Source organism: Holdemanella porci (assembly GCF_019052655.1).
Classification (GTDB): Bacteria; Bacillota_I; Bacilli_A; order Erysipelotrichales; family Erysipelotrichaceae; genus Holdemanella; species Holdemanella hominis.
In genome coordinates this window covers 1-24,952 of sequence record NZ_JAHQVB010000003.1, presented here as the reverse complement: position 1 = coordinate 24,952, position 24,952 = coordinate 1, and the positions used below count along the sequence as shown (strand labels likewise).

The window sequence follows — 24,952 nt, the reverse complement described above, 5'->3', positions numbered from 1 at the left end:
TTTTTCGTCATCCATTCATTTCTTTTAAACGTTCTTTTCGATTTAGATATAAAACACCAATTTTATACACACTTGCCATTGTAGGAATTCCTAGAAACATACCTGGAATACCTGCTAAAGATCCAAAAATCACAACAGTCATCATGACATAGATTCCTGGTAATCCTACTGAATTTCCAACGACATGTGGATAGATCACATTACTTTCGATTTGTTGAAGAATACATAAATATAATAAGAACCAAAGAGACATAATTGGACTTACAGTAAATACCATAAACATACCAATCGCCCCACCAATATAAGCTCCAATCATCGGAATAATATTAATAACTCCAACTAATGTTCCAATCATAGCCGGATATGGCATACGTAGTATAATCATACCCAATGTGCATAGTGTCCCTAGAATAGTTGCCTCAATACATTGTCCACCAATAAAAGCACTAAAAGTCTGATTAATAATTTGCAAACACTTATCTATTCTACGTTTCACAATTTTGCTTAGATATAGATTCGTTAAACGGTGATACAACTGAACGAATCTTTCTTTCTCTAATAAAACATAGATTGCGAAAATAAACATCAACACAAAATTAAATACACTATTCACTATGACTGTCACAACATTAAATGTCGTACCTACAACATTGGTAACACCAGTCGAAAGAACATTAATACCGGATTGAATCAAATTTTTCCAGTTGATATCTAAGTTATTAATAGATTCCGCAAGCTGTGGATTGTTCTCAAATAAATTCACCAAAAATTTCTGTGTATTCTCAAAATATTTTGGCAATACAGCCACAATCACTCCAATGGCTTCGCTTAACGATGGAACAACGAGTGTAATTAAGAAATACACAAAAAGAAAAATTAAAATCAAAGAAAGAAGCAGGCTTGTTGCACGCTTCCCCTTCTTCATAAAACCTAAGCGCTTTTCAATCTTAGCCATAACCAAGTTAATCACAAAAGCCATCATAGCTCCAAACACTAAAACTCTACATGCATTCCATAATATAGATACCATAGAAATCAATGTATCCAATTTAATCAATCCAATAATGATGATTGTGATTCCAAATATATATATCCATAAATTTCTTTTATTCATAAGCACCTCGCCCCCTTTATTCTAATACATACGTGTATACTTTTTAAATAATTTGTCATTTCTTTCTTCCGTACCATCACAGTTTAAAGAAGAAAAAACAGGTACTTCTACGTTGTGTTCGATCAAATATTCGGCACATGCCACATTGATACATTGTGCAATGAAAGAATTGGCCATACTTGATGTTGGACAAAGCTTGGCATCCAAACCATCAATAGATAAAGCGCAATCTCCAATTTCTCCACAATTATCAATGACAATATCTGCAATTTGGTACAAATTCTTTCCACAAGAATGACGAGAAGATTGAGCAGTTGTATGTTTCATACTTGTGATGGCAACTACATGTGCACCACGACTTTTAGCTTCAAGTGCAAGTTCGATTGGATAGGCATTACGCCCAGAATTGGATGCAATCAAAACGACATCACCACATGATACTCCATATAAGTCCACTAAAATTTTGGCATAACCACTAAGTCTTTCAATGTTTGAACTTTTTGTCGGATGCTCCGTCATCGTAAGTTCACTTGTCAAAATGGGAACCACAAAAGCTAAACCACCTGCACGAGCATACATCTCTTCTGCCATTGTATGAGAGTGGCCACTTCCACTTACGAAAAACTTATGACCTTCCATAAAAGCTTGAGCCATTAAATGACCAGTTTGTTCTAATTTTTCAAATTGTGTTTCTTGAATCTTTTTAACGATATCAAGACCCACTTCAAATACTTCTTTCATATTATTGTTTCTCCTTGATATGCATATTTCTTTATATTCATTATACAACAAGAAGAAAAATAAAAAACAGCCATCAAGGCTGTATATTGTTTAAGTGGTGCCGACTATAGGAATTGAACCCACAACCTACTGATTACAAGTCAGTTGCTCTACCAATTGAGCTAAGTCGGCATGATTTATGTGGTGCAGAGAAAGGGATTTGAACCCTCACGCGATCTCTCGCACTGCCGCCTGAAGACAGCGTGTCTGCCATTTCACCATCTCTGCGACTGAGTGTATTATACTAAAAATTCAAACAGTACGCAACAAAAAAAAATAGGGAAATTAACCCTATCTAAATATTTGAAACAATTTCAATTGGTGATTCTTTCGGATTGTAGTATGTTTTCACGATCGTAATAAGTTCTCCTCTTTGATCATACAGTGTTGTTTCCACCATAATCACAGGCATATTTAGGGAAAGTCCCAATAAATTCGCATATTTGATTGGAATGATTTCCGGATAAAATCTTTGAACCATTTTTCCAACATCAAACACATTCTTAATATCCAATAATTCATGAATATTCGTTAAATGTGGATTCTCTACCTGATTATACAGGAAGAAAAATTCTTCAATGCATCGTGGGCGACCACCTTTTTTATTCAAACAAACAACCCTCAACAACAACGTATGTGTTGGTTTATTAAATCGAATCGCCATTTCCGGATACTCTTTCGCATTGAAATGAATCAAGGATAAGTCATCTACATCTTGTTCTAACAAAATTTCCTTCGAACTATTTCGATTCACGAAAGTATGATCCGCAATAAACGTTCCTTTATTTTTATCTCTATAAAGAACTCCTTCTTCTACTAATTCATCAATTGCCTTTCTGATTGTCATGCGGCTAGCATCAAACAATAACGATAATTCTCTTTCCGATGGAATGGAAGTATTTACTTCTTTCGTCTTGATTTGTTCTAAAATCTCTTGTTTGATTTCTAAATATCTAGGCACAATTTAAGACTCTATAAAGCAGAATGCTCTCCATGGTTCCAAGTAATCAAGTAACATCATTTCATGTTCTGGCAAATGACCAACCACATTCTTTCTTCCATCATTAGGCATATCTTTTAATACTATATGAAGTTCTCCTTTATATCGTGAATACTCATCATTAACGATGACTACATCTCCTCGTTTCAAATCTCTTGTGTTCGCCACAGGAACACTTTCCTTTGCGAATGTAACTCTAGGCTGTGTGCTGCGTACCATATACTCACTCACGTCACCACGAACAAAGTGTTGATGTTTATATAGAATCGCTTTTTCAACATCTGTAAGTTCCTTTTCAAGATCCACTTTGAAAGTAAGTATTCCCGAATCGATTTTGTTTAATTCTTTAAACTCATCTTCACTCGCATAACAATTCGCTATGATTACATCATCAACTAGTCCTGTCGCAAACAAATGTCTTGCCGCCACATCAATAGGCAGTTCTCGATGCATTTCTAATGTACACAATCCTTCATTCACAGGCCAAGGGCCATAACTTCCAGGTGCATTTGAAGAAACAAATGCCGCAATTGGAAGATTATACTTTTTAATATCTTTACAACATTTTTCAAAATGCGAAAAACTTAGACCCGTATACTTTTGAGGATAGAAATTATGACAAGTAATCAAGTTATTTGGATTTGGATGATGACTCATAATATTGGCAATATATTGATTACCAAAACTAGCATTGATTTCAATTTTCAATCCATATGGATTATAAGACATTAATGCCTCTTTTAATGAATCAAACCCCTCGTCTAAACGAATCCCATCTGCATGAATCTCATGGAAAAAGGATAAATCATCATATGAGATATCCAATCGATCAAAGACATAAGGCGCCACATCGAATATTACTTCCATTCCCAACGAATGTGCATAATCATTCAACCCCCTAAATTCTTCTACAATTTCTTCTCTTGGTTTGTCTACACTTAACAAACAACTAAACACTCTTTTACACCCATATTGACTCGCTAATTTTAAATACGCACGATCCTTTTCTGGTGTCGAATGTTCTGGATAAATCGATACTCCTAAACGTTTCATTATGCTTCACCATCTTCCTGCAGATGCGGACGTTTTTCAGTTCCAATCTGATTTCCGTTCGCCTTAATATATTTTTCTAAAGAACGCAACATGTTCTTTGCGCGCTTTTTAGCTTTTCTATTATAGAAGAATGAAACAAGTTTAAAGTTCGCATCATGCGTCTTCGTATCTCCTTCAAAAGATTCTTTATAAGATACACCAATAGAATCTTCATCTAAAACTTCAATCTGATACGAAATCATATTGACTCCTGTAGAAGACTTAAACTGTGCAACATAGCTTTTTGGATACTCAAATTCTGTAATTGTAACTTTTACATTTCCTTGTCTACCCACTTTATTCTTTAAAGTCTTAGTATAGGAATATCCTTTGTGTAATTGTGAAGTACGAATATTTTTTCCTGTTGACTCTTTGATGTCATAAGCTATTGATTCTGCAATTTGCGTAAAAAAATCTTCGGCACTTACATAAAGTCTTTCGTTCACTTCAACCATGTTAATTCACTCTTCCTTTTTTATTAAAAGCCATGATTTTTATTTAGTTCGTTGAACCAGTATCCTGACTTTTTGATTCTTCTTTCTTGTGTTTCTAAATCCAATTCAATTAAACCATAACGGTTTTTATATGCATTCAACCAGCTCCAGCAGTCAATAAATGTCCAAACGTGATATCCGACACAGTTACTTCCTGCTTCAATTCCTTTAGCTAGCCAAGTTAAATGATCTTTATAGAATTCAATACGATAATCATCTTGAATTTGTCCATCTACACGGAAACGTTCTTCGTTTTCTACACCCATTCCGTTTTCTGTTATCATCCACTCAATATTACCATAATTTTCTTTAATGTTGATAGCAATATCATAGATGCCTCTTGGATAAATTTCCCATCCACGATATGGATTCATTTTTCTTCCAGGCATTACATATGGATCATAATAATAAGATGGCATAAATGGTGCTTCTGGATTTGGTAAAGATGCACGTGCACATACACGAACTGGCTGATAATAGTTAACACCTAAGAAATCCACTGTATTTTCTTTAATTACAGCATTGTCTTCTTCTGTGTAAGTTGGCATCAAATCATGTTTCTTGATGATTTCAATCAACATTGGATCATATTCACCCTTAACCGATGGATCCAAGAAACTCTTATTCGCAAATAATTCTGCGATTTGAGCCGCCTTAACATCCGCCGGATTTTCACTTCTTGGGTAAGCTGGTGTAAGGTTCAATACGATACCGATTTTTCCACCCTGATTTAATGCATGGTATTCTTTGATTGCTAAAGCAGAAGCCAAAGCTGTATGATAAGCTACCTGAACAGCTGCTTTTGGGTCTACTTTACATGGATAATGATATTGTTGTAGATATCCACATTCTACGTGTACAATTGGCTCGTTAAATGTAAACCAACGCTTAACGATGTCTCCAAATAATTCAAAACATTTTTTAGCGAAAGCTGCATAGTGATTTACTACTTCACGATTTTCCCAGCCACCAATTTCTTGCATCGCAACTGGCATATCGAAATGGAATAAGTTAACGAATGGCTCAATATCGTTTTTTCTCATTTCTTCAAATACATCACGATAGAAAGCTACAGCTTTTTCATTAACTTCGCCATATCCTTCTGGGAACATACGTGACCAGCTGATTGATGTACGGAAAGAATTATGTCCTGTTTTCTTTAACAACTGGATATCTGATTTATAGTTTTTATAGAATGTTGAAGTGTTTTCCGGGCCTATTTCATCATGAAATTTAAATGGTTCTTCCTCATACCAAAGATCCCAAATATCCTTCCCTTTTCCATCTATTGAGTGAGCTCCTTCTGACTGTGTAGAACTCGTAGCACTACCAAAATAAAAGTTTTCTGGAAATTTTACCATTTTCCTTGTTTTCTCCTTTCCTTACGGGCCCCCTTTTTCAAGATAATGACCCCAAGCAAAACAATGACCAATCCTCCAATGATAAATACATAGGGTGAATCCGTCTGTGGTGCCATCATGATAAATAGAAAGCCTATTCCGATAAAAAACACTTGCCAAGAGGCCCATTTTTTCATAAATATTTCTCCGTTTCTTACTTATTATCTAATTTTTTATTTAATGCGATAAATTTTTCTGCAATGATTTTAAAGTTTTCTGCGCTCATCAATTGATCTTCTGCATGCAACAACAATAAGACTACTTCCACTCGATTTCCGCTTGCCTCTTTTTGAATCAATTCAGCATGAGCTGTATGACCTTGAACAAAGAATTCTTCTCCTTCTTTGATTTTAGCTTCAGCTTCTTCAAATTTTCCTTCATTTGCCAAATCGATAGCTTCAATATAACTTCCTCTTGCCATTCCTACAGAACTAATGATCTGAAAGCAAGTCATTTCAATACCTTCCATCGTAACCTCCTCATGTCCATATAGAAGGATAGGCAGGTGTATTCCCACCTGCCTACCGAAATTATTTATTAATTATTATGAATTTTTTTCTTGTTCTCTATTTGCCAACAATACAAATGGTGTCCAAATCAAGAAAGAAATGAATAGGTTCAATAATGCAACTAATGCAGCCATGAAGTTTCCACCAGTAGCTAAGAATGCATATACACCAACTGGCATAACCCAAGGAACCTGAACGAAGCATGGAGGAATAATTCCTGCAGCTGTAAATCCGTAAGCAACCATTGCACAAATTGGTGGTACAAGTAACCATGGAATCATGTACAATGGGTTCAATACGATTGGCATACCGAATGTAACCGGTTCGTTGATATTGAAGATACCCATTGGAGCAGACAATTTAGCAACAGCTCTTGAGTCTTCACGTTTAGAGAATACAAAGATTGCGATCAATAGACCTAAAGTAATACCAGATCCACCCATTTGACAATATGCATCGATAGAACCACGAGTGAAGATATAAGGCATTTTTTCTGTAGATCCTGTTTCATTCCAAACACGTAAGTTTTCCAATAATGCAGGAGTGAAAACACCTTCTGTGATTGGAGCCATAACGTTAGATCCGTGTAATCCGAAGAACCAGAATAATTGGATCAAGAACATCATGATCATAACGCTGAATATGTTTTGAGATAATCCTAATAATGGTTTTTGGATCCATTCAACGATTAAGTCATTTGGATATAAACCAGTTGTTGCGATACAAATTTGTGTAACAATACCGAAAGTATAAATAGCAATACATCCTGGAATAATTGCAGCGAATGCGTTACTTACTGCAGGAGGTACTGTATCCGGCAATTTAATTGTGATCTTTTTCAACATTAATTTAACATAAATCATTGAAGATAATAGACCAACAATCAAGCAAGTAAATAAACCACCAGAACCTGTATAAGCCTGTCCTAAATAACCCCAGTTTGAAACGCCTGATAATACTACGTTTTCACCATTTAGAGCTACATTTAAACCAAGATCTTTCAAAGTGTCTAATGCACCAGCATCTACACCACCCAATGTGTAGTCAAATACAGCACTTTGATTCATACAAGTAACAACCGCAGCAAACGCGATTACACCACCAGCAACAGGGTTAACATCGTAAGATTTAGCGATGTGATATCCTAAAGCGAATGTAAAAGCAATACCCAAAATAACGATTGAACCAAAATAAACGTTTCCATTGACACTAATCAAAGGTGTCGTAGCTTGCACAAATGCATTTCCTGGTCCCCACCAGCTATTTGGCAAGTCACGTAAGAATACGTTCAACAATACAGCAATACTACCAACCATAGTGACTGGCATAATAGAGATAAAACCATCACGCACTGCAACTAAATGTCTTTGAGAACCGATTTTAGCTGCAACTGGCATGAAGTTTTTCTCCATCCAATTCATAAATTTCTCCATTATAATAATATCCTTTCTGATTATGTTCGGAATTTTTTACTACTTATTAAGCAATTCCAAAGCTTGGTCTAGCACTTTCGCACCATTCATTGTGCCATAAGCCTGCATATCGATAACTGTAACTGGTTTGTCTCCAGCAATTCCTTGCATTTTTGACAACAAGAAACGTACTTGAGGACCTAACATCATGATATCTGCTTTGCCAATGTTGTTTGAAGCTTCAGCATCAGCAACTGCCCAAATTTCAGCTTCAACGCCCTTAGCTGCAGCAGCATCTTTCATTTTGTTTACCATCATACTCGTTGACATTCCGGCAGAGCACACTAACAAAATTTTTACCATAACAAACTCCTCCTTTCCAGTGGTATAGACCACAAACCTTCTCTAGTCTATCATTTTAATATTTCTTTTGCAACCGTTTTCAACTCTTTTTATGATTTTAATGTGAAATCACATTCAAAAACACAATTAATCATATTTGTCTAACTTAAAACAAACATGAATAGACATAGTGAATTTATTATTATCGCTTTATTTAAGGCCTTTATGTCTTCTTTGAATGTTTATGCCTAAATTAGAATAGACATGATAATTCCGTATATCTAGATATTTATGTTTTGAATTATTCATACTAAAATAAACCATCCTGATTTTATAATGGTCTAAATTTATCTTGCAAGTTCAATATAGTTCGTTGTACCATGGTATAGACCACACAGTGAGGAGGCTAAAAAAATGATAAAGGAATCCATTAAAATCGTTACGATTGGAGGCGGAAGCAGTTATACCCCTGAACTTATCGAAGGATTTATCAAACGCTACAATACTTTACCTATCAAAGAATTATGGCTTGTTGACATTGAAGCAGGAAAAGAAAAATTAGAAATTGTTGGGGCTCTGGCAAAACGTATGGTAGAAAAAGCCAGAGTCGATATGAAAATCATTTTAAGCTACGATCGTCGTGAAGCTTTAAAAGGCGCTGACTTTGTCACTACACAAATGCGCATAGGACGTTTACCTGCACGTATCCTTGATGAAAGAATTCCATTAAGTCATGGCATGATTGGCCAAGAAACCAATGGTGCAGGTGGAATGTTTAAAGCATTTCGTACAATTCCTGTTATTTTAGATATTGTCAAAGACATGGAAGAACTATGCCCAGATGCATGGCTTATCAATTTCACAAATCCAGCTGGAATCGTAACCGAAGCTATTTTGCGCCATACAAACTTCAAGCGTGCCATCGGCCTATGCAATGTACCTGTTAATATGGTAGCTGGCTTTGCGAATATTTTAGGTGTTGAAGAAGAACGCGTAACTATGGAAATTCAAGGTGTTAACCACTTCATCTTTGCGACTGACGTATTTGTGGATGGTGTATCTTGTTTTGATGAATTATTAAATAAATATGCCAATCTAAATGAAGAAGATACGATTCAGATGAAAAACTTTGTTTCTCATCCATATTCTTCAAGCTTTATTAAAGGCATTCGTGCCATTCCATGCCCATATCATAATTACTACTTTTTCACAAAAGAACAATTAGAAGAAGAACTTGAACAATTTAAAACTGGGACTGTTCGTGGTGAAGTCGTATCCGAAACTGAAAAAGAACTTTTCGAACTTTATTCTCATGAAGAACTTCAAGAAAAGCCTGAACAATTATCTAAGCGCGGTGGCGCTAAATATTCAGATGCAGCATGTAACTTAATTCAAAGTATCTACAATAATACTGGCGACATTCAATATGTAGATGTTTTAAACAATGGCACTATTTCAGATTTACCAAACGAAAGTGCAGTCGAGATTGCCTGTCGCATTACTGCCGATGGTCCAAAGCCATTAGCCACTGGAAATTTAAAGTTAGCTATCTCTGGCTATGTTCATACAATAAAAACATTTGAACGCCTCGTTGTAGAAGCTGCTATCAAAGGAGATCGTGACTTAGCCGTAACTGCATTAAACATGAATCCTCTTTGTCCTAGTGACACATTAGCTAATATTGTCGTAGATGAACTATTAGAAGCCCATAAAGAATATCTTCCGCAATTCAAAATAAAAGACTGATCGAAATCAGTCTTTTATTTTTGTCATCGCAAGCATTGCCGCACCAACAATACCAGGTTCTTCTAATTCAGCTTCTTTGAATACCACTGGCTGCATTCCTTCATGAATCATTGAACGATAGTACGTTTCCATCTTATCAAAGAAAACATCTTTACCTTTCATAACACCTCCACCAACGACAAAGACGTGTGGATCACAAATATGGGCAATGGCACTAAACATCATAGCCAAGTTATAAGCCATTTCATCAACTAATTTAATAGCCTTTTCATCCCCTTGACAAGCTAGATCAAACACATCTCCAGCATGATGAATGGAATCGCCAAATATTTCTTTTCCTTTTCGCGTTAAAGCTGTTCCACTCGCTTCATTTTCAACAGCACCTGCATTTAAAATATTATATTTAGGTGCATTTCGATCTACAATGATATTCCCAACTTCTCCTGCATGACCATTCTGTCCACTTAACACTCTTTGATCTATGGATAATGCTCCACCAATACCGGTTGATATAGTCACGTAATATACAATTGGATACTCTTTACCAGCACCTAGACAAGCTTCTCCAAGTGTTGCCACCTTAACATCGTTATCCATAAATGTTGGTTTGTTGAAATAATTTGAAATATGTTCAACAATTGGATATCCCACTAGTTTTGGTAAGTTTGTGCTCACAATAATTTTTCCATGAATTGTATCGATGGGTCCTGGAACGCCTAATCCAATACCTTCACAATCCTTATATCCATCAATAGATTCGATTAGATGAATAATTTTATTCATCACATGTTCGCAGCCTTTTTCAGGCTCACTCGCATCCTTAACCATTTGTAGGATATTTCCCTCTTCATCAACTTTAGCTACACGAATATTCGTTCCACCTAAGTCAACCGCAATAAATGTTTTCATAAGTTATTCTCCTCTACCTCACTATTCACACATCCATTGTATGTTACCGTTTACAATAAAACAAGCAAATTAAAAATGTGACCTTTTTAACAGTCACATTTCGCATATATATCAATTAGATTCAATAAGATTTCCACATTCTTTTCCATTGACTGAATGGGAACATATTCAAAACGTCCATGCGCATTCTCATATCCCGCTGATAAGTTAGGACAAGGAAGTCCTCTATGAGATAAGGCTGAGCCATCGGTTCCTCCTCTAAATGGTTCTGTTTGAGGTGTTAATCCTACACTTTCAATGGCTTGTTTCAAATATGGAATCATAAATGGTACTTGATCAATCGCTTCTTTTAAATTACGATATTGAATTCTTTGTGTAATATTTACGGTACCTTGTCCATACTCTTTATTTAACATATCCACAATCATTTTTAATGTGTTATTACGTATATCAAACTGCAAGCTATCATGATCACGAACGTTGATTTCAATCTTGGCATATTCACAATCCCCATTAAAACTCACCACATGATAAAAGCCTTCTCTTCCTTGGGTATATTGTGGTTTTTCTAATGCCGGTAATTTATTTAAGAATGCATTTCCAATATCCACCGCATTTTTCATAATACCCTTTGCGGTAGCTGTATGTACTGAAATACCATGAATCTCAATCGTTGAAAGACTCGCATTAAATGTTTCATCCATATAATAACCCAAATGATCTCCATCTAGTGTATATGCGATTGGTGATTTAAAGCGTTCTAAATCTAAATCTTTAGCAAGTCCACTCACTTCTTCATCTGGCGTAAATGCGACAGAAATAAAATTATGTTTGATTTCTGGATGTTTCACTAAATACTCCAACAACGTCATGACAGCTGCAATACTTGCCTTGTCATCCCCTCCAAGTAGTGTTGTACCATCCGTTAAAATCAAATCCTGCCCAATATATTGTTTCAGATTTGGAAATACAGATGGTGACATCACAATATCTTTTTCTTTGTTTAAAACAATGTCATTTCCATCATAATTTTCTAGTACCCAAGGCTTCACATCTTTACCACTCGCATCCGGAGCTGTATCCATATGTGTCACAAAACCAATGGCTCTACCCGTTTTTACATTCGCTTCTAAAGATCCATATACTACACATGTTTCTTTATCATAATATACATTTGTAGCCTCAATTTTTTGAAGCTCTTCATAAATAACACTAGCTAAATCATGCTGACAAGATGTAGTAGGAACACTTGTACTATGTGGATTGGATTCTGTATTGATTCTTACGTAGCGCATCAATCTCTCTTTTACTTGTTCATAAAATTCTGTCATACGAATTCTCCTTTTTTGATTATTTTATTCTTATTCTAAAAGAAATGAAAGACTGGAATTTAAAAAAGGTACCTACGAAGATGTAAGCGCCATTATAAGTCTATACTTTTTCTACTTCTTATATATGATAAGTCCATTGAAATGTCCATTTTCTTCAAATGAATAAATTTGAATATATGAAAATTCTTTGAATAGTTTACCAAACTCAACACATTGTTCTTGTGACTCAAAAACAACTTTGATCACATCTTGTAGTTTAGTTGAACATCCTTGGATACTAAGAACACTATTTTCTTTAATTTTTTCAAAGATAATATCAAATAAACATGGATACAAATTAATTTGTTCGTCATATTTTATACTTGAAAAAATATCTATTGGAAGATTCATTGAAAGTTTTATGTGTTTATTTTCTAATTTACTTTTACACTCATTTAAAACCACAGACATCGCTATATTATTCGGATATATCTGATTAAAGTTTTCCAATACAATTTTTTCTATTGCATCTATACTTTGTGCATATTCTGCCTGATCCCCAGATTTTTCGATCCTGTTTTTAATGTCGTGATTTCATGAAGCAATGAATGCATAAAATTAAAATTTGATTTATAGTTTCTATCCAGCATATCAAATTTTATAGCATTTGGACTTTATGACCGGCGCATTGAATTTCTTAATATATTAAAAACACGATATCTCGCATTATTACGAAACATCGTGTTTTTACTTTGTCCTAAAAATCAAATGAGTAATTAGGGAATTCTAAAGGACATCTATATAACAAGTCTTACTTTAATTCAGGCCAGAAACCTTTATTAGCCTCAATCATGTCATCCAAGATAGCCTTAGCAACAGTCATACTAGGAACAGTCTTATTTAAAGTGAATGATTGCAATACTTTCTCATAAGAGCCTTCAATACAACCTTCAACTAATAGCTTTTCACTATTTAATTGTTGCATCATCAAACCTTGTTGGAACAATGGAATAGGCTTTTGAGAAATTACCTCTGGTCCATCCTTACCAATATAAGCAGGAACCTCAACCATTGCATCATATGGCATATTAGGTAAAGCACCCTTATTCTCAACAATTACCAAGAAACGAGCCTTAGTATCATTCTTAAGCGCAATTGCCAAATCAGCAATCCAGTCACCATGACTACCTGCATAGAATACCTTCTCATCAATCTTGCCTGTCTTTAAGTAATTATCAATACCATCAAACAAGTTCTTTTCACGAGAATTCATTACCTCATTAGCACGAGTATATTCAACATTTGAATGCTCAACAAACTCTTTACTTTGTAAGTAATAATTTAAATAAGTATTTGGAATATATTCAGGGAAGTTCTCAAGAATCTCATAAACACCCTTCCATACATAATACCAACTACCCTTCGCATGACGATTAGTATTGTTGCTAGTACTTGTTAAACTTTCCTTACCCTTTAAATAAGAAGCAGGTAACAAGATTTCATGTTCCTTGATATAAGCCTTCAAAGGTTCCATGATACTTTCGCCCTTATATTCGATATTTGTAAACCAACCAAAATGATTTAAACCAAAGTAATCATATACGATATTCTTCTTATCCTTAATCTCTAATGCAGCAGCAACTAAATCAATAATAGCGATAGGCATATCACAAATATTGATAATACGAGCATTAGGTCTTAACTTATTGCAAGCCTCAGAAACAATAGAAGCAGGATTAGAATAGTTAAGAATCCAATAATCCTTCTTAGCATACTTTTCAACATCATCAATCAACTCAATCATAGGGAAGATGGTACGCATACCATATGCTAAACCACCACAGCCACAAGTCTCTTGACCAACACAACCATGCTTCAAAGGAATCTTCTCATCGCTTTCTCTCATTGCATACAAACCAACACGCATTTGAGCAAACACAAATGATGCATCAGTATAAGCTTCCTTCTTATCATTTGTTACAGTTAACTTAATACCTGAATGTAACTCTTCATCCAAGATCCACTTAACCACAACAGCAACCTTATCTTGTCTTTCCTTGTTGATATCGTATAAACGAATCTCATCAACACCTAGTTCATCCTTACGTAACGCAATAGACTTAACAATACCTGGAGTAAAAGTACTTCCTCCACCTGCAATCGCAATAATCATATATATAACCTCCTAATTTTACTTATTTAATGCTGCATCAACAGCTTTTCTAACTTGTGGAACCTCGATGCCGAAGATAACTTGAATATCATTGTTCTTCTTAACAACTCCACTATTCTTAACCTTATTAATAACTGCATCATTAACTAAACTTGCATCCTTAACCTTAACTCTTAAACGAGTAAAACAGTTATCAACATTCTCAATATTTTCTCTACCGCCTAAACCTTCAATGATTGTTTCGGCAACACCATCATTAGAAGTATTAACAGCCTTAACAGTAGCTTCTCCACCTTCAACAACAACAGTATCTTCTCTACCAGGTGTCTTTAAATTGAACTTCTTGATAATAAACACAAACACTACAAAGTAAACAATAATTTCAGCTAAAGCTAATACATACACCTTTGGCCAGCCAGTTCTTTCAACACCAGCAGATAAGTTCATCAAGAAACTATTAATTAAACCTGTAGTCATTGAATGAATATTGAACACCTTTAATAAAGCAACAAATGTACCTGCAATAATTGAATGAACTAAGAACAAGCCAGGTGCCACAAACGCAAACATGAAATCGATTGGCTCAGTAATACTACTTAAAGTGGCTGTTAATGCAAGCGGAATTAAGATATTCTTAGTATTCTTCTTATTCTCTGGCTTAGCTGTGTAATAGAAAGCGGCACAGATGCCAATATAACCAAATGTTTTAGCTAAACCTGTTCCCATATAATAGATTGAATCAGAGAAAGGAACGCCCATTTGTAACTCAGTTAATAGAATTGGATAAGCACCAACGATTGTCTTACCACCTAAAGCTAAAGTTCCACCTAAATCACCAAATTGGAAAGGTGCATATACTAAGTGATGTAAGCCTGTAGGAATCAACAAACGTTCTAACATACCATATAGGAATAAACCAAAGGCACCACTACTAGCAATCACATTAGTTAATGCAGAAATACCATGTTGAACAACTGGCCATACATAACATGTAGCCACACCCATTAAGATTGAAACACAAACCATGCAAGTAAATGAGAAACGAGTTCCTGAATACATACTCCAATATCCCTTAAATGATGCATCACATGTCTTATTGAATACATAACCTGTTAAGCAACCAAGAATGATACCCGAGAATACGCCCATATCAGTAACTTGGAAACCTAATACTGTAGATTGACCTGTACCATATAAGCCTAACATTTTATTAGCTTCAGCTAATAAACCATTTGTAGACAATGTTGTATTATTAGCTACTAGGAACATGAAATAAGACATTAGACCTATCATTGCAGCCTGATGCTTATCTTTTTTAGCTAAAGCCGCTGCAATACCTACTGCAAACACAAGACCCAGGTTATTAATAATAACCATGATACATTGGTACAATAAGTTACCAACCAATTGAATAGGAGCCCATCCTAAGAAAGGCAATAACCCCACAATCGCTTTGTTAGTAACAAGCACACCAACAACAAGAATCATACCTGCCACTGAAATATAGCTTAGTGGCTGTACCATCGCCTTAGAAAATTTCTCTAAAGCAACCATAATTTTCTCTTTCACTTCTTTTCCCTCCTTCTAGTGAAATAAAAATAGACAAGACTAATAAATACTAAAAACTAGTATCTAATGGTCTTGCCTACTTAAAGTAACAATCCTAATTTAAATTTTTAATGCAGAAACCTTAACAAGTGAACCAACAAGTACACCTTCTCCTGCTTAGACAACTTATACCCAAATTTTCCTTGAACATAATTATCTATCTCCTCAATGCACAACTTACACTCTGTTTTCCTACTAACCAATAAGTCATACATATCATCTAGCTCAACTATATTCTCATTTTCATGATAGATAACACGATTAGCCAAGAACTTCAAATGTGTCATCAACCTAGTTGTATCTAGTTTTTCCTTATCAAAGGTGATATTAAATTGTTCACTAATAATATCTAATATTCCCTTAATAAATATAAGCGTATCAGAAATATCTTGAGTTGAAGCCTTAGTTGAAGCATTAATAATATGAAGAGCTATAAGCCCAGCTTCATCCTTAGGCAGTCTAACCTTAAGCATCTCCTCAATCCTATCAAGAGCCCATAATCCAACTTGATATTCCTTACGATATAAGTAAGAAATCTCTGAATTTAAGAAATTACTCATATTGGCATTCTTATAATATCTCTCAACCGCAAAATAGATATGATCGGCTAGTGCTACAAGAATTTGATTATCCAAAGAAACATTTAAATCTCTTGTAGCCTTTTCTGCAATCATCTCAGCAATTTGGAAATACTCAATAGGGACATCATCTAATAGTTCTTCAAACTTACTTAATTGATCATCTTTGATGAAATATATCTTTTCAATCTTTTTTTCATCAATAAGATCACCTGGTTTTTTACCAAATCCAATACCAGATCCCTGAACTATAGCTTCCTTATCATCAGTTTTCGTCGCCACAACATTATTGTTGTATACACGAATTACCCTCATCGATATCCCCCTTTTTTGTTAAAAAAAGACCTACCAATAAACAAATGTCTACTGGGTAGGTCTTGCCTAATTAAAGTAACAATCCTATTTTATAATCTGCTTACGATTTAAATTATAGCAATTCCCACACAAATGTCAACGCATTCTTTTTCTTTTTCATTTCTTTGGTTTCTTTTTCATTTGACAAGCAATCAAAAATGGGTTTAAATAATTACTGACAATGTTACTGTTCAATCAGGCATGAGTTATTCTTTTTAGATGCTCATGCCTTTTATTTTTAGGAAAGGAGATAACAGTATGTTCAATTTTTTAAAGAAAAACAATTTAGTCGCACCAGTTAACGGAAAAATTATTCCAATCGAAGAAGTACCAGATCCAGTCTTCGCCCAAAAAATGATGGGAGAAGGAATCGCAATCATCCCTAAAGATTCAAGCTTTGTAGCACCAGCAGATGGTACTATTACCCTAATTTCAGAAACAAAACATGCCTTTGGTATGACTCTAGATAACGGCATGGAACTTCTTGTTCATATAGGACTAGAAACTGTAAACCTTAAAGGAGAAGGCTTTAATACCTTAGTTGAAGTTAATACTAAAGTAAAACAAGGAACACCTATCATCTCAATTGATAGAGCTTTTATGGAATCTAAAAACATCAACCTTACCACACCTTTAGTAATCCTAAATCATAGTCTATTTAACATCTCGTTTTTAAACAACGACACAGCTAAAGCAGGTGAAACAGTTTTAATTACTTATAAGAAGAAGTAAAGAGTTCATTTTTGGATGGCTCAATTAGGAATTAACGAAAACAGCAATAATTTCTAAGTGAAGCCTTCAAACAAAACTCAAAATTAGATGACCACATCAGAGTATCGATTTACTCCAATGTGGTTATTTTCTTATGCTCAAGTACCGAAATGGCATGTGAAGTTATTTTATGAACAACCTCCAACATGCGCATCGCACTAGCAGATTGCTTCACTCCAATAAAACTTTTTCTATTGTGTTTTTGAGAATTTTTATAAATTCTTGTGCTTTAAATTTCAATTTGTCACATTGGTTGATACTTGAAATAATTAAATCTAATGTTGTGTCGTTAGGCATGTAGATCATGATACTGTTCAATTTTTCCTGCGTAAGCTTCGGGTTAGTATTTTTATTTATATATTCCGACAAATCTATATGTTGTTTATATAGCTTTCAACAAACAAATCATTGGTGTCTTACCAAATAAAACTATTATTAGAGATTTGTCCGAGTTTACAAATTATATGATTGTAAAAGATGGAGTATTTTTAATGATTAATAACAAAAAAGCAAGAATTAATTCTTTTATTTAAGGAAAAGAAAATAAAAGGTATCTAAAACTTAAAATATTTTGGACTAAACTTTTATAAATTTCCCCAAATTGTTATGAACCTCATAAGTCAGGATTTTATTACAATCCTGACTTAACTTAACGACATTGAAACTGATTTCGAAACTCCTGCAAATGATTTTAAATCATTAGTTTCTACTGTATACAACACTTTAAAACTTGCGTCTGTTATTTTTTCAAATCTACACAAAATCTTATTCATTATTTTTGCCTCTTATACATAACTAGTCAATAATTAAAATAATATATTATACTTAAATTAGAAAGGCAGGCACTTAACTATGAAAAAATTAGCTATCGCAATCACAAGTTTACTTTTAATAACTGGATGCTCTTCTACACCTACCATCACAAACACAAATAATATTAAGGAGTATATTCTAAAGGATAATGTAGCTTATGATTCATTCTCTTCATATAGTGATTCAGATACAATTATTCGTTTGCCAAATGGAGAATATATACATGGAACAAAAGAAGTGAATGGAAAATATTATGATAGTGATCAAGATTCAGGAGCCATTCAGGCAAAAAAAGCTAAATATTATGCTTTACTAGCTATGGATGTAAATAACTATTTAACTGAAGAATTTGAGGGATTCAATGATTCAGATGAGGTTTTCTATAATAAGAAAAATGGTGGCTTCACAGATGCATCTACAGTCATGGATGAAAATGGTAACGAAAAAGACTTAGCCAATAATCCAAATTATGATTCTATGACAGTAATAGAAGCAAAAGAAAAAGAATACAATCGTTTGATCCAAGAAGATGCTAAAGAAGAAAAGAAAAATCTGTCTTCTCCAGTAAGTGAATTAAACTCATTATTGCCAAAAACAGATTCTATTTCACGAACGGTTTTCAACAAAAAGAATAAATATGCCATTCATTATTATGAAGTAGAAGAAAATGAATATTTTGACTACATAAAGAAAATAAAGGAGAAAGGTTTTGATTCCATGGATCCAAATTCTCCAGAAAAATCTTTTTTAGGAGTTAACAACGATAATATATTAGTCAATATACACTATGATGCAACAAATAAAACCCTTGATTTAGACATTGGAAGACAATAAGCTTTACTCACCAAAAGTCCAGACAACATTTGATTGTCTGGACTCTTTTTTGATGAAAGCAAAAAAAGACTGGAATTTTTCATCCAGCCTTTGACATTAGAATAATCCTACGATCTTACCATCTTCATCCACATCCATGTCTAATGCACTTGGATGTTTTGGAAGTCCTGGCATTGTTAATACTTTACCTGTTAGAGCAACAATGAAGCCTGCACCTAAACTTGGGCGTAATTCACGAACTGTAATTCTAAATCCTGTAGGACGACCCATTACTTTACCATCATCTGATAATGACATTTGTGTTTTAGCCATACAAATTGGTAATTTATCCCATCCTAATTCATTGAACTTCGCAATTTGTGCTTGTGCTTCTTCTGTAAAATCAACACCATCTGCACCATATACTTTCTTGGCAATGGTTTCTACTTTTTCTTCAATTGACTTATCTAAATCATATAAAGGAGCATAGTTATTTTCTTGATCACATAACGCAACTACTTTATTGGCTAAATCAATAGCACCTTCTCCACCTTTTGCCCATACTTGAGATAATGACATTGGGTGGTTGTTTTCTTCGCACCATTTTTCTAATGCAGCTACTTCAGCTGGTGTATCTGTCGCAAATTCATTGATCGCAACAATGTATGGTAAACCAAATTGTTGTACGGTATCAATATGTTTTGCTAAGTTTTCACATCCTACAAGCATAGCCTCTACATTTTCTTCTTTTAAATCTTCTAAGGCAATTCCACCATGTTGTTTTAAGGCACGAATTGTCGCAACGATTACAACCGCATTTGGTTTAAGATTAGCCAATCGACACTTGATATCCAAGAATTTTTCAGCGCCTAAATCCGCACCAAATCCAGCTTCTGTAACTGTATAATCTGCAAGTTCTAGACATGCTTTTGTGGCAATGACAGAGTTACATCCATGCGCAATATTCGCAAATGGACCACCATGAATCAATACTGGATTATGTTCAAGTGTTTGAACAACGTTAGGCAATACAGCATCTTTCATAACCATAGCCAATGCGCCTTCTATACCCAAATCATGTACATATACAGGCTTATCATCATAAGTATATGCCACAAGCATTTTTCCAAATCTTTTCTTTAAATCCATTAAATCATCTGCCAAACATAAAGCTGCCATGATTTCACTTGCGACAGTAATATTAAATCCGTCTTTACGTTCAACTCCATTGGCTTTTGCACCACAACCAATGGTAATATTACGCAAAGTACGATCATTCATATCTAAACAACGTTTGAAAGTTACTTTTTCAGGATCAATATTCAATTCATTTCCCTGATGAATCACATTATCTAAACATGCACTAACTAAGTTATTAGCTGTTGTAATCGCATGCATATCTCCAGTAAAGTGAAGGTTGATATCTTCCATTGGTACAACTTGGGCATAGCCACCACCTGTAGCTCCACCTTTTAATCCAAATACTGGACCTAAACTTGGTTCACGTAAAGCCATCATCGTTTTCTTACCTAAACGATTTAAAGCATCACCTAAACCAACAGTTGTCGTACTCTTTCCTTCTCCAGCCTTAGTAGGATTAATGGCTGTAACTAATACTAATTTTCCATGAGGATTATTTTCAATGGATTTTAAATAATCAAAAGACAATTTAGCTTTATATTTTCCATAATGTTCCAAGCTATCTGCAGGAATTCCAATTTTTGCGGCAACCTTTTCAATTGGTTCCATGACACATTCTTGTGCAATTTCTAAATCTGTTTTAGCCATTTTACATATCCTTCTTTCCAATATCATTTCTGTGAAATAAATCTTTACATTGAATCTTTTCTAATTCTTTATATGTATGATCAAATGCAGTCTGTAAGTCATCTTCTAGAGTAACGACCATTAAAACACGGCCTCCATCTGTGACCAATCCTTCATCTGTCATTTTTGTTCCCATGTGGAAAACCAATCCATCTACATCGTCTACACCTGTAATCAAAGATCCTTTTGTAGAGCTTGCAGGATAGTTTGTACTTGCTAAAACAACACCGTGACTGACTTTATCTGTCCATTTTAGTTCAACTGGTTTATTATCCATTAAATCTAAAATAGCTTGGACAAAATCACTTTCTAAACGAGGCAAAATAACTTCGGCTTCTGGATCTCCAAAACGTGCATTAAATTCAATTGTTTTGATACCTTTTTCTGTCAACATTAATCCACCATATAAGAATCCAGTGAATGGAACACCTTCTTTAACCATAGCACTTGCCATTGGTTTCATAATTTCATTCATAGCTTCATCGATAATTTCAGAAGTAATCTTCTTAACTGGACTATAAGATCCCATACCACCTGTATTTGGGCCTTTATCTCCATCAAATACACACTTGTGATCTTGGGCTACTTCTAAAGGTACAACTGTTTCATTGTGTACTAGACAGATCAAAGAAAATTCAAATCCAAATAAACATTCTTCAATCACAACCGAATTATTTTCAATCGCAAAGGCAATGTCTAAGGCTTCCTTAGCCTGTTCTAACGTAGAAGCTACTGTAACACCTTTTCCAGCTTTTAAGCCATCTTCCTTAATAACAATAGGAGCTCCCTGTTCTTGTACATAAGTCCATGCAGATTCTAAATCATAGAATGTTTTATATGCAGCTGTTGGAATATTGTATTTTGCCATAATTTTCTTGGCAAAATCCTTACTTGATTCAACCTGAGTTGCTTTTTTGTCTGGCCCAAAAATCTTTAGGCCTTCTTTTTTAAACGCATCTACAACACCTAGAGCTAAAGTTGCCTCAGGACCTACGATGGTTAAATCTACATTTCTTTCTTTTGCCAAAGCGACAAGACCTTCTACATCATTGTCTTTCACATTGACACATTCTCCAATTTTTTCCATTCCAGGATTACCTGGAGCACAAATCAACTCATCACACAAAACTGAGCGTTTGCATGCATACGCAAGTGCGTGTTCACGTCCGCCCTTACCGATAACTAGTATTTTCATTGCGTTTTAATCTCCTTTTTCTTTACCATTCAATCATAACAGAAAAAAGCCCCTAATGGGTCTTTATTCACAATTTTTTTAACAGAAAAAAGGTAGAACATTATATTCTACCCCCTTTGTTTTCTAAACCTTTAAGAATTGTGCTACATCTAGCACGAAAATTGTGGCTCCACCAACAGTAACTTCCACAGGAAAACTTGCATAACGGCCAATGTCATAACTAGCTGTACTAGGTACAATTTCCGTTCGCTTACTTGAATATTCCTTGATGATATCTATAGCTGCTTCTACTTTTTCGTCTTCACAACCAATGATCAACGTTGTATTGCCTGCGCGAAGGAATCCACCAGTCGTTGCTAATTTAGTAACAGAAAAACCATTTTTATTTAGTGCATTACTTGCCACTGGACTATCGTCATTTGATAAAATTGCTAGGATAAGTTTCATAGTGCTTCCCCCACCTTTCTAAGGTTATTATATAAGAATTTATGCACAACTACAACAAGAAAAAAGAACCATAATCTTTAGAACAATTTCTCTTATTTCATGTATAATAGATATAGAGTTTAAAAGGGGTTAATTATGTTTAGGGAATTTAATTTTTTGTGCACAAAAAAAGACTGGACCATATCTTTCGAGGGTCAACTATGACAAATAAAAAAAGGAAAGATACTTTCGGAAATGGCTTGATTGCTTTTTTATTTATATGCATGATATTTTTGATGGGTTATGCTTTTAAAAATCCTATATTATTATATTCTACAAATCCAGAAGTAGAGATCAATCATGAGTATGATCCAAAGACAAACATTCAACAAGTCTTCTATCATTCGGATTCTAGTGTTCAAGTTTCAAGTGATATCGATACTAAAAGAGTAGGTAATTATACAGTTACTTATCAAATAAAAGACTATAAAAAAACGTGTACAGTCTCAGTAAAAGATACGAAAGCACCAAAGCTAAAAGTTAAAACGTACACCACCGATTTAAAAGAAGATGTGAAGCCCAATTCTTTTGTAGAAAGTGTTGAAGATGATTCAAAGGTTACCTTATCTTTTAAAAATAAAGTGACTAAAGATGAAAAACAAACAGTGACGATCATAGCTAAAGATGCATATGGAAATTGCACAATGAAAGATACGACACTTACGTTAAAAATAGATACTGAAAAACCTGTTATTAGTACAGATCCAATTCATGTCTATACAGATTCAAAACCGAACTATAAATCTTATATTGAAGTAACGGATAACTTAGATTTAAATCCAAAGATCAAAATCGATTCTTCAAAAGTAAAGACAAAAAGAAGGCACTTATAAATTAACGGTTACGGCAACGGATCGTTCTGGCAATAAGGCTAAGAAAAAGATTAGTGTCGTTGTTGAGGAACCTGCAAAAGTCGTTTATCTAACATTTGATGATGGTCCAAGTGAAAATACAGATAAAGTATTAAAGATACTAAAGAAATATGATGCGAAAGCTACATTCTTTGTGACTGGAAACAATCAAAAATATAATGATTCCATTCGAAAAGCAGAAAAACAAGGAAATACGATTGCACTTCATACATATACGCATGATTATGCGACCGTCTATTCATCTACAGAAGCATATTTTAATGATTTACAACAAATAAGTGATATGGTTAAACAAATCACAGGAAAAGCTCCAAAATATATTCGTTTCCCTGGTGGTTCAAGCAATATGGTTTCTGCCAACTACTCTCATGGTATTATGTCAAAACTTGATAGTATGGTACATGAAAGAGGTTATGAATATTTTGACTGGAACTGCTCAAGTGGGGATGCCGCTTCAAACAGCGTACCTGCTCAAACAATCGTCGATAACTCAACGAATTGTAACTACGATCAAATTATGTTGTTGTTCCACGACTCAAGTCCTAAAACTTCTACAGTTGAAGCTTTGCCAGCCATCATTGAAAACTATAAAAGTCGTGGTTATGTATTTAAAGCGATCAGTGATGATACACCGATATTCCATCATGGAGTCAATAACTAAGTCAGCAATTTGCTGGCTTTTTTTATACAAAAAAATCGAAGGAATTAACCCTCGATTACTGCTTTGTAGTACTTTAATAGATCTTGCATCAATTCAATACTTTCTTCAACCTGATCTTCATTCATCACAACAACTTTTGTGTAGTTATGTAAAAGTATAGATCTAGAAACATTATATGTTTCTGCCAAATGATTGACCCAATCCTCTGCTTCTAAGCCTTGCTGCTTTGTAATAACACCTTCTGATATAATTACACCTTTTACGTCTGCAAACGATACGGGAACACTCCATTTGATAAGTCCAGCATGACATGCATACTTTTGCGGTTTATTTGATTTTAAAGCTCCTGTATAATTTTCAAATGTACATTCATCACATTGACGTAATGCAGATGAACTTGTTTTTAAACATTTACAAAAGAAATTCTTTTCCTTTGCACTGCTAATTTCTGTCTCGTCTTGCACGAAATAGCATCTTAATCCAGTAATATGGTAATACGCATCCATCACCTTTTGGATAGCTTCTTCAGGCAACATAATATAGCACCTCAAATCCTTTTCTTATCTTAATTAAATCACTTTCAGTGACTGATTTCAAGCGTATTGTAAGCCGTTTCAATCACTTTGGCCGTTTTTTTGTAAAAAAAGCCCATCAAATCATATAAAATGATTTGTATGGGCGCTTTTCATTTGC

General features: G+C 34.4%; 25 protein-coding genes and 2 tRNA genes. 5 read left to right on the top strand and 22 right to left on the bottom strand.

Going from position 1 to position 24,952, the window contains the following annotated elements; all coding sequences use genetic code 11:
* Positions 1-7 precede the first annotated feature (7 nt).
* The 12 genes from KTQ83_RS01155 to KTQ83_RS01100 all read right to left on the bottom strand — a co-directional run bounded on the left by KTQ83_RS01155 (position 8) and on the right by KTQ83_RS01100 (position 8,164).
* Positions 8-1,114 carry an AI-2E family transporter gene (locus KTQ83_RS01155; protein ID WP_217255804.1) on the bottom strand — a complete coding sequence of 369 codons (1,107 nt, stop codon included), beginning with the start codon at positions 1,112-1,114 and terminating at the stop codon, positions 8-10.
* A 21-nt stretch (positions 1,115-1,135) separates the two neighbouring features.
* Positions 1,136-1,855 (bottom strand): sugar isomerase domain-containing protein, encoded by a 720-nt coding sequence (locus KTQ83_RS01150; protein WP_217255803.1) that lies wholly within the window; start codon positions 1,853-1,855, stop codon positions 1,136-1,138.
* Positions 1,856-1,950: 95 nt separating this feature from the next.
* Positions 1,951-2,026 (bottom strand) — tRNA-Thr (locus tag KTQ83_RS01145).
* A gap of 10 nt (positions 2,027-2,036) precedes the next feature.
* Positions 2,037-2,122, bottom strand: a tRNA-Leu gene (locus tag KTQ83_RS01140).
* Between the two features lie 67 nt (positions 2,123-2,189).
* Entirely contained in the window at positions 2,190-2,855 is a 666-nt protein-coding gene (locus KTQ83_RS12605) for a GntR family transcriptional regulator (RefSeq protein ID WP_342367241.1), read from the bottom strand.
* A 3-nt stretch (positions 2,856-2,858) separates the two neighbouring features.
* The gene (locus tag KTQ83_RS01130; protein ID WP_217255802.1) at positions 2,859-3,947 is read right to left on the bottom strand and encodes a DUF871 domain-containing protein; all 1,089 of its coding nucleotides are present in this window, start codon (positions 3,945-3,947) and stop codon (positions 2,859-2,861) included.
* Positions 3,947-4,441: a DUF3284 domain-containing protein gene (locus KTQ83_RS01125; protein WP_217255801.1), complete on the bottom strand. Its 495-nt coding sequence runs from the start codon at positions 4,439-4,441 to the stop codon at positions 3,947-3,949. Before KTQ83_RS01125 ends, KTQ83_RS01130 begins: the two co-directional genes overlap by 1 nt.
* Positions 4,442-4,464: 23 nt before the next feature.
* Positions 4,465-5,841: a glycoside hydrolase family 1 protein gene (locus KTQ83_RS01120; protein ID WP_217255800.1), complete on the bottom strand. Its 1,377-nt coding sequence runs from the start codon at positions 5,839-5,841 to the stop codon at positions 4,465-4,467.
* Positions 5,835-6,017, bottom strand: a complete 183-nt coding sequence (locus tag KTQ83_RS01115) for a glycosyl transferase family 1 (protein WP_217255799.1) — start codon at positions 6,015-6,017, stop codon at positions 5,835-5,837. The genes KTQ83_RS01120 and KTQ83_RS01115 overlap by 7 nt, the downstream gene beginning before the upstream one ends.
* Before the next feature lie 17 nt (positions 6,018-6,034).
* On the bottom strand, positions 6,035-6,349 hold the full coding sequence (locus KTQ83_RS01110) for a PTS sugar transporter subunit IIA (RefSeq protein ID WP_217255798.1): 315 nt from the start codon (positions 6,347-6,349) through the stop codon (positions 6,035-6,037).
* A gap of 75 nt (positions 6,350-6,424) precedes the next feature.
* Positions 6,425-7,810, bottom strand: a complete 1,386-nt coding sequence (locus tag KTQ83_RS01105) for a PTS sugar transporter subunit IIC (protein WP_244975712.1) — start codon at positions 7,808-7,810, stop codon at positions 6,425-6,427.
* 51 nt (positions 7,811-7,861) lie between these two features.
* Positions 7,862-8,164 (bottom strand): PTS sugar transporter subunit IIB, encoded by a 303-nt coding sequence (locus KTQ83_RS01100; RefSeq protein WP_217255796.1) that lies wholly within the window; start codon positions 8,162-8,164, stop codon positions 7,862-7,864.
* 393 nt (positions 8,165-8,557) lie between these two features.
* On the opposite strand from KTQ83_RS01100, the gene KTQ83_RS01095 reads away from it, so the two are divergent.
* Positions 8,558-9,889, top strand: a complete 1,332-nt coding sequence (locus KTQ83_RS01095; protein ID WP_217255795.1) for a 6-phospho-beta-glucosidase — start codon at positions 8,558-8,560, stop codon at positions 9,887-9,889.
* Between the two features lie 6 nt (positions 9,890-9,895).
* Here the strand turns inward: KTQ83_RS01095 and KTQ83_RS01090 are convergent, their stop codons facing one another.
* From KTQ83_RS01090 to KTQ83_RS01065, 6 genes are all read right to left on the bottom strand, one after another.
* Positions 9,896-10,798, bottom strand: coding sequence for an ROK family protein (locus KTQ83_RS01090; protein WP_217255794.1), 903 nt, complete (start codon positions 10,796-10,798; stop codon positions 9,896-9,898).
* 86 nt (positions 10,799-10,884) lie between these two features.
* The gene (gene pepT / locus KTQ83_RS01085) at positions 10,885-12,129 is read right to left on the bottom strand and encodes a peptidase T (RefSeq protein ID WP_217255793.1); all 1,245 of its coding nucleotides are present in this window, start codon (positions 12,127-12,129) and stop codon (positions 10,885-10,887) included.
* A gap of 111 nt (positions 12,130-12,240) precedes the next feature.
* Positions 12,241-12,579 carry a hypothetical protein gene (locus KTQ83_RS01080; protein ID WP_217255792.1) on the bottom strand — a complete coding sequence of 113 codons (339 nt, stop codon included), beginning with the start codon at positions 12,577-12,579 and terminating at the stop codon, positions 12,241-12,243.
* Positions 12,580-12,919: 340 nt separating this feature from the next.
* A complete protein-coding gene (locus tag KTQ83_RS01075; RefSeq protein ID WP_217255791.1) occupies positions 12,920-14,281 on the bottom strand; it encodes a 6-phospho-alpha-glucosidase in 1,362 nt (453 codons plus the stop codon).
* A gap of 18 nt (positions 14,282-14,299) precedes the next feature.
* Positions 14,300-15,850 (bottom strand): PTS transporter subunit EIIC, encoded by a 1,551-nt coding sequence (locus KTQ83_RS01070; protein WP_117925731.1) that lies wholly within the window; start codon positions 15,848-15,850, stop codon positions 14,300-14,302.
* Between the two features lie 107 nt (positions 15,851-15,957).
* Positions 15,958-16,782: a PRD domain-containing protein gene (locus KTQ83_RS01065; protein WP_117925732.1), complete on the bottom strand. Its 825-nt coding sequence runs from the start codon at positions 16,780-16,782 to the stop codon at positions 15,958-15,960.
* Between the two features lie 297 nt (positions 16,783-17,079).
* On the opposite strand from KTQ83_RS01065, the gene KTQ83_RS01060 reads away from it, so the two are divergent.
* Entirely contained in the window at positions 17,080-17,553 is a 474-nt protein-coding gene (locus KTQ83_RS01060; RefSeq protein WP_217255790.1) for a PTS sugar transporter subunit IIA, read from the top strand.
* Between the two features lie 891 nt (positions 17,554-18,444).
* Positions 18,445-19,239 carry a hypothetical protein gene (locus tag KTQ83_RS01055; RefSeq protein WP_217255789.1) on the top strand — a complete coding sequence of 265 codons (795 nt, stop codon included), beginning with the start codon at positions 18,445-18,447 and terminating at the stop codon, positions 19,237-19,239.
* Between the two features lie 96 nt (positions 19,240-19,335).
* On the opposite strand, the gene KTQ83_RS01050 is transcribed toward KTQ83_RS01055, so the two are convergent.
* The 3 genes from KTQ83_RS01050 to KTQ83_RS01040 all read right to left on the bottom strand — a co-directional run bounded on the left by KTQ83_RS01050 (position 19,336) and on the right by KTQ83_RS01040 (position 22,687).
* Positions 19,336-21,006, bottom strand: coding sequence for a formate--tetrahydrofolate ligase (locus KTQ83_RS01050; protein WP_217255788.1), 1,671 nt, complete (start codon positions 21,004-21,006; stop codon positions 19,336-19,338).
* Between the two features lies 1 nt (position 21,007).
* Positions 21,008-22,240, bottom strand: coding sequence for a phosphoribosylamine--glycine ligase (gene purD, locus KTQ83_RS01045; RefSeq protein WP_117925736.1), 1,233 nt, complete (start codon positions 22,238-22,240; stop codon positions 21,008-21,010).
* 123 nt (positions 22,241-22,363) lie between these two features.
* Positions 22,364-22,687: a cyclic-di-AMP receptor gene (locus KTQ83_RS01040; RefSeq protein WP_003865930.1), complete on the bottom strand. Its 324-nt coding sequence runs from the start codon at positions 22,685-22,687 to the stop codon at positions 22,364-22,366.
* A 200-nt stretch (positions 22,688-22,887) separates the two neighbouring features.
* Here KTQ83_RS01040 and KTQ83_RS01035 point away from each other — a divergent pair, with 200 nt between their 5' ends.
* Together KTQ83_RS01035 and KTQ83_RS01030 are read left to right on the top strand one after the other, a co-directional pair.
* Positions 22,888-23,559 (top strand): hypothetical protein, encoded by a 672-nt coding sequence (locus KTQ83_RS01035; protein ID WP_217255787.1) that lies wholly within the window; start codon positions 22,888-22,890, stop codon positions 23,557-23,559.
* Positions 23,560-23,608: 49 nt separating this feature from the next.
* The gene (locus tag KTQ83_RS01030; RefSeq protein WP_217255846.1) at positions 23,609-24,259 is read left to right on the top strand and encodes a polysaccharide deacetylase family protein; all 651 of its coding nucleotides are present in this window, start codon (positions 23,609-23,611) and stop codon (positions 24,257-24,259) included.
* A 44-nt stretch (positions 24,260-24,303) separates the two neighbouring features.
* Here KTQ83_RS01030 and KTQ83_RS01025 read toward each other — a convergent pair whose 3' ends face one another.
* The gene (locus KTQ83_RS01025) at positions 24,304-24,795 is read right to left on the bottom strand and encodes a PocR ligand-binding domain-containing protein (RefSeq protein ID WP_186999385.1); all 492 of its coding nucleotides are present in this window, start codon (positions 24,793-24,795) and stop codon (positions 24,304-24,306) included.
* Between the last annotated feature and the right edge of the window lie 157 nt (positions 24,796-24,952).